Below are 13,000 nucleotides of genomic sequence, written 5' to 3'. Positions count from 1 at the left end.
ACATCACCATGCAGGAAACACTGATCGTCATCCACCACCAGAACCTGACCTACTTTTTTGAAGCTGGAGAGCAAGAGCCAGTATCAGCCAATGCCACCTCGGTCTATGGCGGCCCTCTATGTCACAACCTCAGCGGCTGCAGCTTTGGTCCTGCGCCACTGCAACACATCGCCACGCTAAGTCCTGCGCAGTTGCCCATGCTCCGCCACAGCCTGCCCTTGCTCTATGGATTTCAATACCCGGGCTGTGAGCTGGACTACCAGCACAGCGCCAGCTCCGTGCAGCTGCTGGACATTTCCCCCTCTCAATCCAATGGGGACTGGCCTTACGAAAACTACCCCGCACTGCTGCCGCTTCTGCCCTTGAGGCTGACTCAGACACGCAGCGAAAGCTGGGACGATTTCTCATCTCACTACCCCAATTTGCCCGCACAGCAGAGTGCCGAATTGGTTGCCATCATCCCGCCTCCGCAACACATCGGTCAGTCGCTCTGGGGCGAGGATGGTGATGCCGAAGAAGTATGCGTGGTCTGCGAATGCGACCTATCCAGACAGCAGGTGCGCGGCTACAACATCTGCAGCTGACAGGCATAAAAAAGCCGCAAGATGTGCTTGCGGCTTCGGGCGCTTCTGGTGCAGCAAGTCGCTGCACCTTGAAGTCCATCAGATCTTGGCGGTTGCCATGTACTGGTTGAACGGGTACTCGGAGAAGCGGTTCCACAGAATCTGGTCGCGCTGGAAGGCGCGCATGTCCTGGTGAATCTTCTTGAACTCGGGCGACTTGGCTTCGTGCTCGGCAAACACTTCCATGGAAGCCTTGAAGCCGGCGTCCATCAAAGGCTTGGGGAACATCTTGAGCTGGGTTTTGTTGGCCACCAGCTTCTTGATAGCGATGGGGTTGAGCACCTGGTACTTGCTGGTCATGTCCATGGCTGCCACGCGGGTTGCGGCATCCAGAATGGCCTTGTTCTCGGGCGACAAAGCGTTGTACTTCTTGATGTTGATGAAGAACTCCAGCTCGGCAGAGCCCTCCCACCAGCCGGGGTAGTAGTAGTAAGGCGCAACCTTGTTGAAGCCCAGCTTTTCATCGTCGTAGGGACCCACGAACTCCACCGCATCCAGCGTGCCCTTTTCCAGCGCCTGGTACACATCGCCAGCGGGCATGTTCTGCGCCACCACGCCCAGCTTGGCCATGGCTTCGCCGAACACACCGCCGCCCAGACGCATCTTCAGACCCTTGAGGTCTTCAACGGTCTTGATTTCCTTGCGGTACCAGCCGCCCATCTGGGTCGTGGTGTTACCGGCAGAAGCGGTCTTGAAGTTGTACTTGGCAAAGAAGGCGTCAAGCAGCTTGCGGCCGTTGCCGTGATCCTTCCAGCCATTCATCTGCAGCGCGGTCAGGCCAAAAGGCACGGCACAGCTGAAAGCGAAGATGGGGTCCTTGCCCGTGAAGTAGTAGGCCGCCGTCTGCGCCATGTCGATGGTGTCGCCCTGCAGTGCATCGACCACACCGAAAGCGGGCATCAGCTCGCCAGCGGGGTGCACCGAGATTTCGAACTTGCCGCCAGACATGGCCTTGACCACTTGCGACAGCTTCTCGGCGCTGCCGAAGATGGTGTCCAGCGACTTGGGAAAGCTGGAAGCCAGGCGCCAGCGCACGGCGGCCTGGGCGTGAACGGCAGGCGCTGCGCCAGCAGCCAGAACACCGGCGATACCGGCATTTTTCAGAATGGAACGACGATCCACTTTAGTCTCCTTAAGGAAAGAACGAAGCTGACACAGACCACTGATCTATGCCAGCTTGACTCATGTAACAGGCACAAAATGTACACGAGCCCACACGCTCACTCCCTCTAAAAAGTGATCGTTCGCTTAAGAAGTTCTACCTAGTGAGCTGCATCAAATGGGCATTGCCACAGAAAGCAAACATTCACTACAGCCGCACTGCGCTCATATAGCTGGCATAGCGAAATTCAGAGAAGCGATCCCACAGCAACTGGTCGTGCTGAAAGCTGCGCATGCTTCTGTGAATTTTTTTAAATTGTGTGGATTTGGCCTCATGTTCGGCCATGGTGGCCATCACCGCCTTGAAGCCTGCATCCATCAGCTCGCGCGGAAATGCCCGGGGTTGCACACGCTCGCTGAGCAGCTTTTTGAGCGCTGCCGGGTTGGATGCCAGGTACTTGGCCGTCAAATCCTTGGCGGCCAGTGCTGCTGCCGCCTCCACCATGGCGCGCAGCTCCGGCGTCAATGCAGCAAACACCTTGGCATTGATGAAATAGGCCAGCTCGGCCCCGCCCTCCCACCAACCTGGGTAGTAGTAGTAAGGCGCAAGCTTGCCAAAACCCAGCTTCTGATCGTCATAGGGGCCAATGAACTCGACCGCATCCAGGCGTCCCTTTTCCAGCGCCAGATGGGCGTCTCCAATCGGCATGTTGATGGCCTGCACTCCGAGCTTTTGCAGCGCATCGCCCAGCAGGCCTCCACCAGCACGCATGCGCAAACCCTTGAGGTCGGCCACGGTCTTGATTTCCTTGCGATACCAGCCCCCCATCTGGGTTCCGGTATTGCCTGCGCTCAGGCTTTTGATGTTGTACTGCGCATAGAAGTCATCCATGAGCTTGCGCCCACCGCCATATTCCATCCAGGCATCCATCTGCCGCGCCGTCAGTCCGAAAGGCACGGCGCAGCCCAGCGCGAAGCAGTAGTCCTGGTCGGTAAAGTAATACGGTGCCGTCAGCGCCATCTCGACCACACCGTCCTGCACCCCCTCCATCACGCCAAAGGCAGGCATCAGATCGCCTGCAGAGTGCACGCTGACCTCGATCTGACCGCCTGACATCAGGCGCAGCGATTGGGCAAATTTCTCGGCCCCTCCATAGATGGTATCGAGGACTTTAGGAAAGCTCGTCACCAGACGCCAGCGCTGTACCTCCTGGCTTTGCACGGCCGGTGCTATGCCAGCAGCCAGTACACCAGCCATGCCCACATGTTTGACGAGTGAGCGACGATCCATGAATATTTCTCCGCAACAAAATGCCTGTAATCAGAGCGTTATAGCAGCCTGAGTCCAGGCCACAGGCATTCTAAGAATGCGTGTCAGGCATGTGTGGTGATTCACGGCCGCCGTCAGCTTTCTTTACGCAGCGGCCAGAAAAAAGGCCCTTCACTGAAGGGCCTTGATGCAAGCAAATCTCAAGCAGCGCTCTGGGCAAGCCGCTTGCGAATAGAAGCCTCAATGCCCGCAGCATCCAGCCCTTGCAATGCCAGCAACTTGGCTGGGTCGCCATGCTCGATGAATTGATCGGGCAAGCCCAGTTGTAGCACCGGATTGTTCAGTCCGTGAGCGGCCAGCGACTCCAGCACCGCACTGCCCGCACCGCCCATGATGCAGCCCTCTTCCAGCGTGACGATCAGCTCGTGATCGGCCGCAATCTGCAGCAGCAGCGCTTCGTCCAGCGGCTTGGCCCAGCGCATATTGGCCACCGTGGCATCCAGCGACTCGGCAGCGGTCAGGGCCGGGTACAGCAAAGAGCCAAAAGCCAGAATCGCCACCTTCTTGCTTGCCGATTCACGGCGGACTTCACCCTTGCCAAAAGGCAGGCCTTCCAGGCCTTCCAGCGGAGCCACTCCGACGCCAGCGCCACGCGGGTAGCGCACGCACACAGGATGGTCTTGCTCATAAGCCGTGCTCAGCAACTGACGCGTTTCGCGCTCGTCGGCCGGGCAGGCCATGCTCATGTTCGGAATGCAGCGCACAAAGGCGATGTCATACGCACCGGCATGAGTCGCGCCATCGGCGCCCACCAGGCCTGCGCGGTCCAGCGCAAACACCACGGGCAGGTTCTGCAGAGCCACGTCGTGAATCAGCTGGTCATAGGCGCGCTGCAGGAAAGTGGAGTAAATCGCCACCACGGGCTTGACGCCTTCACAGGCCATGCCGCCCGCAAAGGTCACCGCATGCTGCTCGGCAATGCCCACGTCGTAGTAGCGACCGGGAAAGCGCTTGTGGAACTCCACCATGCCCGAGCCTTCGCGCATGGCGGGCGTGATGCCAACCAGGCGCTGGTCCTTGGCCGCCATATCGCACAGCCAGTTGCCGAACACCTGGGTGAAGGTCTGCTTGGGCGGCGTGGCGGGCTTGACCAGGCCCACGGCGGGGTCGAACTTTCCGGGGCCGTGGTAGGCAATGGGGTCCGCCTCGGCCAGCTTGTATCCCTGCCCCTTCTTGGTGACCACGTGCAGAAACTGCGGGCCTTTGAGGCTCTTGATGTTCTCCAGTGTCGGGATCAGCGAATCCAGGTCATGACCGTCGATGGGGCCGATGTAGTTGAAGCCGAACTGCTCGAACATGGTGGCAGGCACGACCATGCCCTTGGCCTGCTGCTCTAGGCGCTTGGCCAGTTCCAGCAGCGGCGGCACCTGCTTCAAAACACTCTTGCCCACATCGCGGGCCTTGGCGTAGAACTGGCCGCTCATCAGCTGCGCAAGATAGCGGTTGAGCGCGCCCACGGGCGGGCTGATGCTCATGTCGTTGTCGTTGAGGATGACCAGCAGATTCGCGTCATGAACGCCGCCATTGTTCAGTGCCTCGAAAGCCATGCCGGCCGTCATCGCGCCGTCGCCGATCACGGCAATGGCGCGGCGGTCTTCGCCTTTTTGCTTGGCTGCCAGCGCCATGCCCAAAGCTGCCGAGATGCTGGTGGACGAGTGGGCCGTGCCAAAGGTGTCGTACTCACTTTCCACGCGCTGCGGGAAACCCGACAGCCCGCCCAACTGACGCAGCGAGGACATGCGCTCGCGCCGCCCCGTCAGAATCTTGTGCGGATAGGTCTGATGGCCCACGTCCCAGACGATGCGGTCATAAGGCGTGTTGAACACGGTGTGCAGTGCTACCGTCAATTCCACCGTTCCCAGATTGGAGCTGAGGTGACCACCGGTCTTGGAAACGCTGTCGATCACATAGGCTCGCAGCTCTGCCGCCAGGGTCTTGAGCTGGGCACGCGACAGGCTTCGCATGGCTTGCGGATCGTCAATGTTCTGCAGCAAAGAGTAAGTGTTCGTGGACATGATCTATATTTTTAGTAGCTGCTCGCACTTGCCAGCATTGGGTTTGAGGGCGTTTTGACTGATATTCAGTGCGTACGCTGCACCACCATGTCGGCCAATGCCGCCAGTGCCTGTGTATCAGGCAAGCCACTGCACGCCAGCGCTGCATGGGCTTGTTGACGCAGCTCCTCGGCATGTGCACGGGCAGCCTCCAGCCCCAGCAGAGAAACATAGGTCGGCTTGTCGTTGGCAGCGTCCTTGCCGGCCGTTTTGCCCAGTGTCGCCGAATCGGCCACCACATCCAAAATATCGTCTACGACCTGAAAAGCCACGCCCAGCGCCTGGCCGTAGTCCTTGAGCGCAGCCAGCGCCTTGGCATCCGTGTTCGCATTGCAGGCCGCCCCCATGAGCACGCTACCCAGCAACAAAGCGCCCGTCTTGAGGCGGTGCATTTCGCGCAGCTGGGTCTCATTGAGCTGCTTGCCCACGCTGGCCAGGTCAATCGCCTGACCGCCAGCCATGCCCTGGCTGCCGGCGGCAGCGCCCAGCAGGCGGCACAGCTTGGCCTGCATGGAGCATGGAATGTCTTCATCCTCGGGCAGCAGCAGCTCAAAGGCCAGGGCCTGCAGCGCGTCGCCCGCCAGCAAGGCCGAGGCCTCGCCAAACTGCACATGCACGGTGGGCTTGCCACGACGCAGAATGTCGTTGTCCATGCAAGGCATGTCGTCGTGCACCAGCGAGTAGGCGTGAATCAACTCCACTGAGCAGCCCGCACGCAAGGTCGCCTCAGCATGACCGCCCACCGCCTCGGCCGCCGCCCAGACCAGCAAGGGGCGCAGTCGCTTGCCGCCGTCAAGAACGGCATAACGCATGGACTCTCCCAGCCCTGCAGGCGCATTGATCCCCACCCAGCGCGAAAGCGCGGCTTCGGTGCGCGCCAGGCGGTCCGTCATCCAGGCAGAGAAATCCAGGGCAGACTTGCCCTCGTTCAAAAGAGTCGCAGGTTCGGCAATCATTGATTCATTCATGGGCTGGGTATTCAACACAAGGCAAGTGCAAGAGCGCAGGCATTCCGTCAGTCCTGAGTCCAGGCAGACAACTTGCCTTCGTCCAGCACCTTGACCTGCTCTTGCACGGCTTCCAGCTGTGCGCGGCAAAAACCCAGCAGTTCGGCCGCACGCTGATAGCCACTGAGCATTTGCTGCAGCGGCAACTGGCCCGACTCAATCTGAGCAGTCAGTTGTTCCAGCTCCTGCAATGCAGCTTCATAGCTGGCAGGCTGTTCAGATTTTTTCGCGGCAGCGGCCTTGGGCATGGATGGTGTTGGCTATGTTGGATGGAAGCGACGATTTTAGGCGCCCCTGCACCAGCAGCGTGCAATGCCCGCAAAGCCCTGTCACGCTTAGCGCCGTACGACGTACTGACTCGCCCTAGCGCATCAATGCCCTCGCTGGCTTTGGCCTTGATAACAGCTTGCTGACAAGGCTCTTTGCCTTGCCGAAAGCCAGGCAAATCAATACACGTACCAGAAAAACGGAAATAACCCCACAGCCTATAATCCCATTCCCGTCAAGCCGGCCCCGTGCCTGGTCATTCTGGTCGGGCAAGCGAGCCGCTCCGTCATCCGACTGCCTGCTCTTTGCCTGAAGCCCGTGTCCAGACAAGGCCGGTTTCGTTTTTTACCGTGTGCGCACGTGCACCCTCCCTGTGGGGAGTCTTTAGGTCAAGTCATCCATGACTGATTTAAGTCTTCAACTGCAGCAGGCCGCAAGCCAACTACCAGTTTCAAGTTATTTCGACGAAGCGCTGTTTCAGCGCGAGTTGGAAACCATTTTCAAGCACGGCCCGCGCTATGTGGGTCACCAGCTAGCCGTCCCCGAGATAGGCGACTACTACGCACTGCCTCAGGAAAAAGAAGGCCGTGCACTGGTTCGCAACGCCAAGGGCGAGATAGAGCTGATCTCCAATGTCTGCCGCCACCGTCAGGCCATCATGCTCAAGGGCCGTGGCAATCTGCTGGCTGAAGGCAAGGGCCACGCAGGCGGCAACATCGTCTGCCCCCTGCACCGCTGGACCTACAGCACCAGTGGCGAACTGCTGGGCGCACCGCACTTCAGCCACGACCCTTGCCTGAACCTCAACAACTACAAGCTGCGCGAATGGAATGGTTTGCTGTTTGAAGACAATGGCCGGGACATTGAGGCAGATCTGGCCGGCATGAAGCTGCGCGAGCAGCTCCAGTTCGACGGCTTTGTGCTCGACCATGTCGAGATGCACGAGTGCAACTACAACTGGAAGACCTTTATCGAGGTCTATCTGGAGGACTACCACGTCGGCCCCTTCCACCCGGGACTGGGCAACTTCGTCACCTGTGACGACCTGAAGTGGGAGTTCTCCAGCGAGTACTCGGTGCAGACCGTGGGTGTTGCCCCCACTTTTGCCAACCCAGGCTCGGACATCTACAAGAAGTGGCATGACGTTTTGCTGGCCTACCGCAATGGCGAGATGCCCGAGCGCGGGGCCATCTGGCTGACCTACTACCCGCACATCATGGTGGAGTGGTATCCGCATGTGCTAACGGTCTCGACCCTGCACCCCCTGGCCGTGGACAAGACGTTGAACGTGGTGGAATTTTTCTACCCCGAAGAGATCGCGGCATTTGAGCCCGAGTTCGTACAGGCCCAGAAGGCCGCCTACATGGAAACCTGCATCGAGGACGACGAGATTGCCGAGCGCATGGATGGCGGCCGCAAGGCCTTGTACGAGCGTGGCGACAACGAAGTCGGCCCCTATCAAAGCCCCATGGAAGACGGCATGCAGCACTTTCATGAGTGGTATCGCCGCATCATGGGTGACAGCGTCCCCCAACGCTGAACGAGGAAACCCTCAAAATTGATAGCTGCTAGCGCTTACCCCACAAGCGCAGCAGCTATTTTTTATGCTGAATTGAGTGAGATATGCAAGCCCTGTGGATGGTATTGGCCGCGTTGATTTTTGCGGCCATGAGTGTGTGTGTGAAGTTTGCCTCCCAGGACTTCAATGCAGCAGAAATCATTTTTTACCGTGGCCTAGTCAGCATGGCCTTGCTGGCCTGGCTGGCCAAGCGCAGCGGCGTGACGCTGGCCACCCGCTATCCGCGTGAACACGCCTGGCGCAGCTTGGTGGGCGTCATCTCCATGGGCGCCTGGTTTTATGCCATTGGCCATCTGCCACTGGCCACCGCCACCACACTCAACTCCATGAGCAGCATCTGGATGGCGGTTTTGCTGATCGCCCAAGGCCTGTGGATGCGCCACAGCCTGCGCCAGTCCTATGCCGCTGCACCGGAAACACGCAAGGCCATCCCCCCCTTTCCCTGGGCTTTGGTCGCCACGGTCGTCATGGGCTTCATCGGTGTGCTGCTGGTGCTGCGCCCCAGCAGTGCTCCAGCCAGCGAATGGGTGGCGGCGCTCGGCGGTTTGTTTGGCGGCATGTTTGCCGCCATGGCCTATATGCAAGTGACGACTCTGTCGCGCCTGGGCGAGCCGGAAACCCGGGTGGTTTTCTACTTCTCACTGGGCTCGGCCGTGGCAGGCGGCATCACCATGCTGATGACCGGCCTCTCCCCCTTTCCCGGCTGGAGCGCCCTGTGGCTGCTGCCCGTGGGGGTGCTGGCCGCCATTGCCCAAGTCTGCATGACCAAGGCCTATGCCTCGGCGGGCAGCAAGCGCAACACCTTGGTCGTCGCCAATCTTCAGTATTCAGGCATTGTGTTTGCCGCTCTGTTCAGCCTGGTGTTGTTCGGGGAAAGCATTCCCCTCATTGGCTGGGCGGGCATTGCGCTCATCGTGATCAGTGGTGCGGCAGCCACTGCCTTGCGCTCACGCAACTGATTCAGACAGCCCTTTATCAGCCAGAACATCGACCAAAAACTGGCGAAACAAGGGCTCAATCGCAGGCAGCGCACTATTCAAGCGATGGTCGCCATCCAGCAGGTGCAGCGCGGCCCTGTGCTGACAGGCAAACGCCACACTGTGCGCTGCCGGCACAACCTCATCACGCCAACCATGCACCAGCAAGGTGCGCGCTGCACAGGGAACGGGGTGCTGCTGGGCATAGCCCGGCAGATAAAAAGCCGGAGCCAACAAGAAAAGTCCTGCGGGCCACAGCTGCTCACTGGCCACGGCTGACACATAGCCCCCCATGCTGGAGCCCACCAGCACCAGCGTCTCATGTGCAGGTAACTCGCTACCCAGCAACTGCTGCACGCGCCGTTCCGGCTCCCCTGCGGCATCATGATCCAGCAGCTGACCTTCTGCTCCCTGGCGGTAGTTGATGGAGATCACCTGCGCACCCACCTCTTTGGCGATGTCTGCCAGCGCATGAATCTTGCTGCCCCAAGGCCCAGACTCCTTGCCATGGGAAAAAACGACCAGCAGCCCATTGGATTTTTTCTGTTCCATTGCTTTTCTTTCTTTTCATTTCACCAGGGCTCTCATGCTGCCACGCAGCACTGTCAGGGCGTGACACCGTCGCATAATCGCAGCCAAAGGAGCCTCCATGACCAGCTCATTGAACACGCTGATCTCCGCCGAAGATCTAGCCCACCTCAAAGCCAGCGGCAAACCCCTGATGGTGTTTGACTGCAGCTTTGACCTCATGAATCCGCCAGCCGGGCACGCACAATATCTGCAGGCCCATATTCCAGGAGCCGTGTTTGCGGATCTAGACAAAAACCTCAGTGCCCCGCACGGCATGCCCGGTGAAGATGGTCAGGTCGCAACCAGTGTGCAGTCAGCTTCCGGTGGCCGCCACCCTCTGCCCACACGCGAGCGCTTTGCCACTTGGCTTTCTTCCATCGGCTTTGCCAATGACATGCAGGCCGTTATCTACGACCGCAACAATGCCAACTATTGCGGCCGCCTGTGGTGGATGCTGCGCTGGGCCGGGCACGATGCCGTGGCCGTGCTCGATGGTGGCTTGCAAGCTTGGCAGGCTGCCGGACACAGCATCAGCAGCGGCGAAGAGCCCCGCCATTTCCAGTCCAACTTCATGCTGAACGCTCCGCTGGAGGTGCTCAAAACCGTTGCTCAAGTCGAGGCCGAACTGGGGCAACCCACCCAGACCTTGATCGATGCCCGCGCCCCCGCTCGCTACCGCGGCGAGGTGGAACCCATGGACCCCGTGGCGGGCCATATCCCTGGTGCCCTGAACCGCCCGTTCAGCAGCAATATTGCAGCCGATGGCCGGTTCAAACCTGCCGCCCTGCTCAAGGCCGAGTTTGAGGAGTTGCTGGCCGGGCGCGATCCTGCCACCGTGGTTCATCAATGCGGCAGCGGCGTCAGCGCCACCCCCAATGTGCTGGCCATGCGCATTGCGGGCTTTGCTCCTACAGCTCTGTTTGCAGGTAGCTGGAGCGAGTGGTGCAGTCAGCCCTCTCGGCCGGTGGAGCGGGGCTGACCCTGCCGCGAGCTGGAGCCAGAGACGGAGGCAGCCTGCCCTCTGCCCAAACCACACGGTTGCGTCCTTCACTCTTGGCCCGGTACAAAGCAGCGTCGGTTCGCTCCAGCAAGGCCTCGGTACTCTCTGCGCTCTGCAGCAAAGCCGCCCCAATGGAGACGGTGTAGGCGACCTGAAGGCCTGATGACAATACCGCAGGGTGCTCAGCCACCCTGGCTCTGACATGCTCCAGTCGCTTGGCGCCATCTGCCCGGCTGGTGTTGCTCATCAGCAGCACAAACTCCTCACCGCCCCAGCGGGCCCAGATATCCGTGGCACGAATGCAGCTTTGCACTTTGCGGGCAAAGTCCTGCAACACCTGATCGCCTGCCGCGTGGCCATAGCTGTCATTGATCTTCTTGAAAAAATCCAGATCCAGCTGCGCCACCAGCAAAGGCTGTCCGCTGCGTCTGGCACGCAACTCCTCCAGCCTCAGCATGTCCTGCATGTAGCGCCGATTGGGAAGGCCGGTCAGCTCATCTCTGGTGGCGACCTCATGAATCTGTGCCACCGCCTCTGCCAACTCCTGCTTTTGAACCTGAAGCCGCTCTCGCATGGAATTGGCATGCAGGCTCAAGGCCGCCGTCATGATCAAAACGATGCTCACCACTGCCAGGTAAATCGCCGCCAGAAAACCCTGCATGGCGTCATTGGGAAGCCCCCAGTGCACCACGGCGCCCGCAATGGCATAGGCCACAAAGCCATATAGCGTCACCGCCATGAGCCTGGCAGGCCGCAGCCCGAACACCGCAAACATCATGATGATGCTCAGCACCAGCGGCGGAACGCCGCGTGCAGGACCGGCGATGACATAGGCCACCGCATTGCTGGTGATGGCCAAAAGCATTTGCACTGTGGTGAAGGCCGGGTCCTCCCAGTGCCGCGTCATGCCACTGCGAATCAAGGCAAAGCTCAGCACCACGCCCGCACCACTGGCCAAGGACCACCAGCGCACCCATTGAGGATTTGCCACTCCCTCGCGCCCCAGCCACTCCATGACCAGAATGCAAAACGCCATGAGCAAACAGGCAAAGCCGGTGGTGGTCAAGGACATGCGCAGCCGGGGATCGGTCGTCAGCAGCACATCCCGCCAGCGGCTGCGCCTGGCGTCTGGAGGACTGAAGAACTTGCGACTCATACACGCTCCTGAAAACCTTGATGCCATGCTTCGATCTGATTCACGCAACTATCACCAGCACCGGCCCACCGCTGTATGTCAGATACGTCCAGATGGCGCGCAAAAGCCGTTTATTTCTCCGTTTGTCGTTTTTCAGACAGTCTCACAATACCCAGGCCAGCAGTCCATGATCCGCGTCAATGGCAGCCACACTCCGGCGGCCACCTTCTGCTTCCACGCCGTCTTCCGGGTAAGGGAAATCCGACATACCCCCTTGCGCAACCAGACTTGCGGCACCGTCCTGCCCCGACTTCAGTTCGATTTGGGCTTGAAACACAATTCATTTCAACAGATCGAAACACTTCTGAAGCCTGATGTGTAAGCCGTTGCGGTCTGTAGCGATTGAAAGGACTGACCCCATGACGAACGAACAACTGCTTGCCGAGATCCGCGAAGCCAACCTCACTTATCTGATGCTGGCCCAGACCCTGATCCGCCAGGACAAGGCCGAGGCCGTGTTCCGACTGGGTCTGAATGAAGAGTCCTGCGATCTGCTGGGCTCGCTGTCTTCGGCCCAGGTGCTCAAGCTGGCATCGCGCAATACCCTGCTGGCCAGCTTCCGCGCCGATGACGAGATGGTCTGGGGCCTGCTGACCAACCACAGCGGCAACAAGATCGCCAACGCCGCCACCAATACGCTGCACGCCAACATCCTGATGGCCAGCCGTGTCTCCGAAGTGCTCTGAGCACCCGCTAGCAACGACCTGGTTTGAAGGAGAGACCGATGCCCGCCGCCAAGACAGCCACCAAAAGCGTTCTGAACGAATCCAAGCAAATCGAGCGCGCCGCCATGCTCATCGAGATGGGCGCCCGCATGCAGGTGCTGGAGTCCGAAACGTCGCTGTCCTATGAACGCCTGATCCGGCTGTACAAGGAAATTTCGGGCAAGTCTCCGTCCAAGGGCCAGCTGCCGTTTTCCACGGACTGGTTTCTGACCTGGCAGGAAAACATTCACAGCTCGCTGTTCCTGAATATCTACGAATACCTGTCCAAGGGCGTGGAGCTGGACACGGCCGAGCAGCTGACCAAGGCCTACCGCCTCTATACCGAACAGATTCAGGCCGCCGAGCTGGATGTGCTGCTGTCCTTTACCCGCGCCTGGCGCCTGGTGAAGTTTGTCGATGCGCAGATGCTGACGCGCACACAATGCTCGACCTGCAAGGGCCAGTTTGTGACCGAGCCTTATGAAAACGCACGCCACTACCAGTGCGGCCTGTGCAATCCTCCGGCGCGCGCTGGCAAGAGCAAGGCGGCTGGGTCCTTGATGCTGCACTAACGTGCACCCCCTGAGCGGCTT

The 13,000-nt window shown here is 59.8% G+C and carries 14 protein-coding genes; 6 read left to right on the top strand and 8 right to left on the bottom strand.

The window, feature by feature from the left end:
* Nucleotides 1-8 precede the first annotated feature (8 nt).
* Entirely contained in the window at nt 9-584 is a 576-nt protein-coding gene (locus AC2I9W_RS11050) for a hypothetical protein (RefSeq protein ID WP_486410011.1), read from the top strand.
* Between the two features lie 78 nt (nt 585-662).
* Here AC2I9W_RS11050 and AC2I9W_RS11045 read toward each other — a convergent pair whose 3' ends face one another.
* The 5 genes from AC2I9W_RS11045 to xseB all read right to left on the bottom strand — a co-directional run bounded on the left by AC2I9W_RS11045 (nt 663) and on the right by xseB (nt 6,363).
* Nucleotides 663-1,745, bottom strand: coding sequence for a TRAP transporter substrate-binding protein (locus AC2I9W_RS11045; protein ID WP_486410010.1), 1,083 nt, complete (start codon nt 1,743-1,745; stop codon nt 663-665).
* A gap of 187 nt (nt 1,746-1,932) precedes the next feature.
* Complete coding sequence (locus tag AC2I9W_RS11040) at nt 1,933-3,015, bottom strand: type 2 periplasmic-binding domain-containing protein (RefSeq protein ID WP_486410009.1); 1,083 nt, start codon at nt 3,013-3,015, stop codon at nt 1,933-1,935.
* A 179-nt stretch (nt 3,016-3,194) separates the two neighbouring features.
* Nucleotides 3,195-5,069, bottom strand: coding sequence for a 1-deoxy-D-xylulose-5-phosphate synthase (gene dxs, locus AC2I9W_RS11035; RefSeq protein WP_486410008.1), 1,875 nt, complete (start codon nt 5,067-5,069; stop codon nt 3,195-3,197).
* A gap of 65 nt (nt 5,070-5,134) precedes the next feature.
* On the bottom strand, nt 5,135-6,076 hold the full coding sequence (locus AC2I9W_RS11030) for a polyprenyl synthetase family protein (protein ID WP_486410007.1): 942 nt from the start codon (nt 6,074-6,076) through the stop codon (nt 5,135-5,137).
* Between the two features lie 47 nt (nt 6,077-6,123).
* The gene (gene xseB / locus AC2I9W_RS11025; protein WP_158392731.1) at nt 6,124-6,363 is read right to left on the bottom strand and encodes an exodeoxyribonuclease VII small subunit; all 240 of its coding nucleotides are present in this window, start codon (nt 6,361-6,363) and stop codon (nt 6,124-6,126) included.
* A gap of 419 nt (nt 6,364-6,782) precedes the next feature.
* Between xseB and AC2I9W_RS11020 the strand changes: the two genes are divergently transcribed.
* Both AC2I9W_RS11020 and AC2I9W_RS11015 read left to right on the top strand, forming a co-directional pair.
* A complete protein-coding gene (locus tag AC2I9W_RS11020; RefSeq protein WP_486410006.1) occupies nt 6,783-7,922 on the top strand; it encodes an aromatic ring-hydroxylating oxygenase subunit alpha in 1,140 nt (379 codons plus the stop codon).
* An 83-nt stretch (nt 7,923-8,005) separates the two neighbouring features.
* Nucleotides 8,006-8,920 carry a DMT family transporter gene (locus AC2I9W_RS11015; RefSeq protein WP_486410005.1) on the top strand — a complete coding sequence of 305 codons (915 nt, stop codon included), beginning with the start codon at nt 8,006-8,008 and terminating at the stop codon, nt 8,918-8,920.
* Here the strand turns inward: AC2I9W_RS11015 and AC2I9W_RS11010 are convergent.
* Nucleotides 8,909-9,490: a YqiA/YcfP family alpha/beta fold hydrolase gene (locus tag AC2I9W_RS11010; RefSeq protein ID WP_486410004.1), complete on the bottom strand. Its 582-nt coding sequence runs from the start codon at nt 9,488-9,490 to the stop codon at nt 8,909-8,911. The genes AC2I9W_RS11015 and AC2I9W_RS11010 overlap by 12 nt on opposite strands.
* 97 nt (nt 9,491-9,587) lie before the next feature.
* Between AC2I9W_RS11010 and AC2I9W_RS11005 the strand changes: the two genes are divergently transcribed.
* On the top strand, nt 9,588-10,487 hold the full coding sequence (locus AC2I9W_RS11005) for a sulfurtransferase (RefSeq protein WP_486410003.1): 900 nt from the start codon (nt 9,588-9,590) through the stop codon (nt 10,485-10,487).
* Here the strand turns inward: AC2I9W_RS11005 and AC2I9W_RS11000 are convergent.
* Nucleotides 10,417-11,664: a GGDEF domain-containing protein gene (locus AC2I9W_RS11000; RefSeq protein WP_486410002.1), complete on the bottom strand. Its 1,248-nt coding sequence runs from the start codon at nt 11,662-11,664 to the stop codon at nt 10,417-10,419. The two genes, AC2I9W_RS11005 and AC2I9W_RS11000, sit on opposite strands and share 71 nt — an antisense overlap.
* A 142-nt stretch (nt 11,665-11,806) precedes the next feature.
* Nucleotides 11,807-11,980 (bottom strand): hypothetical protein, encoded by a 174-nt coding sequence (locus tag AC2I9W_RS10995; protein ID WP_486410001.1) that lies wholly within the window; start codon nt 11,978-11,980, stop codon nt 11,807-11,809.
* 82 nt (nt 11,981-12,062) lie between these two features.
* Here AC2I9W_RS10995 and flhD point away from each other — a divergent pair, with 82 nt between their 5' ends.
* On the top strand, nt 12,063-12,389 hold the full coding sequence (gene flhD, locus AC2I9W_RS10990) for a flagellar transcriptional regulator FlhD (protein ID WP_158392745.1): 327 nt from the start codon (nt 12,063-12,065) through the stop codon (nt 12,387-12,389).
* Between the two features lie 38 nt (nt 12,390-12,427).
* A complete protein-coding gene (gene flhC, locus AC2I9W_RS10985) occupies nt 12,428-12,979 on the top strand; it encodes a flagellar transcriptional regulator FlhC (protein ID WP_486410000.1) in 552 nt (183 codons plus the stop codon).
* Nucleotides 12,980-13,000: the final 21 nt, after the last annotated feature.

Source organism: Comamonas sp. FUJ_7 (assembly GCF_057369555.1).
Note: the sequence above shows the minus strand (reverse complement) of the source record. Positions and strands in the feature narration are given on the sequence as shown.

Bases quoted from the DNA above. Each gene is read 5' to 3' on its own strand.
- dxs (WP_486410008.1), bottom strand. From the start codon at position 5,069: ATGTCCACGAACACTTACTCTTTGCTGCAGAACATTGACGATCCGCAA.
- AC2I9W_RS11030 (WP_486410007.1), bottom strand. From the start codon at position 6,076: ATGAATGAATCAATGATTGCCGAACCTGCGACTCTTTTGAACGAGGGC.
- AC2I9W_RS11020 (WP_486410006.1), top strand. From the start codon at position 6,783: ATGACTGATTTAAGTCTTCAACTGCAGCAGGCCGCAAGCCAACTACCA.
- xseB (WP_158392731.1), bottom strand. From the start codon at position 6,363: ATGCCCAAGGCCGCTGCCGCGAAAAAATCTGAACAGCCTGCCAGCTAT.
- AC2I9W_RS11000 (WP_486410002.1), bottom strand. From the start codon at position 11,664: ATGAGTCGCAAGTTCTTCAGTCCTCCAGACGCCAGGCGCAGCCGCTGG.
- AC2I9W_RS11005 (WP_486410003.1), top strand. From the start codon at position 9,588: ATGACCAGCTCATTGAACACGCTGATCTCCGCCGAAGATCTAGCCCAC.
- flhC (WP_486410000.1), top strand. From the start codon at position 12,428: ATGCCCGCCGCCAAGACAGCCACCAAAAGCGTTCTGAACGAATCCAAG.
- AC2I9W_RS11050 (WP_486410011.1), top strand. From the start codon at position 9: ATGCAGGAAACACTGATCGTCATCCACCACCAGAACCTGACCTACTTT.
- AC2I9W_RS11010 (WP_486410004.1), bottom strand. From the start codon at position 9,490: ATGGAACAGAAAAAATCCAATGGGCTGCTGGTCGTTTTTTCCCATGGC.
- AC2I9W_RS11015 (WP_486410005.1), top strand. From the start codon at position 8,006: ATGCAAGCCCTGTGGATGGTATTGGCCGCGTTGATTTTTGCGGCCATG.
- flhD (WP_158392745.1), top strand. From the start codon at position 12,063: ATGACGAACGAACAACTGCTTGCCGAGATCCGCGAAGCCAACCTCACT.
- AC2I9W_RS11040 (WP_486410009.1), bottom strand. From the start codon at position 3,015: ATGGATCGTCGCTCACTCGTCAAACATGTGGGCATGGCTGGTGTACTG.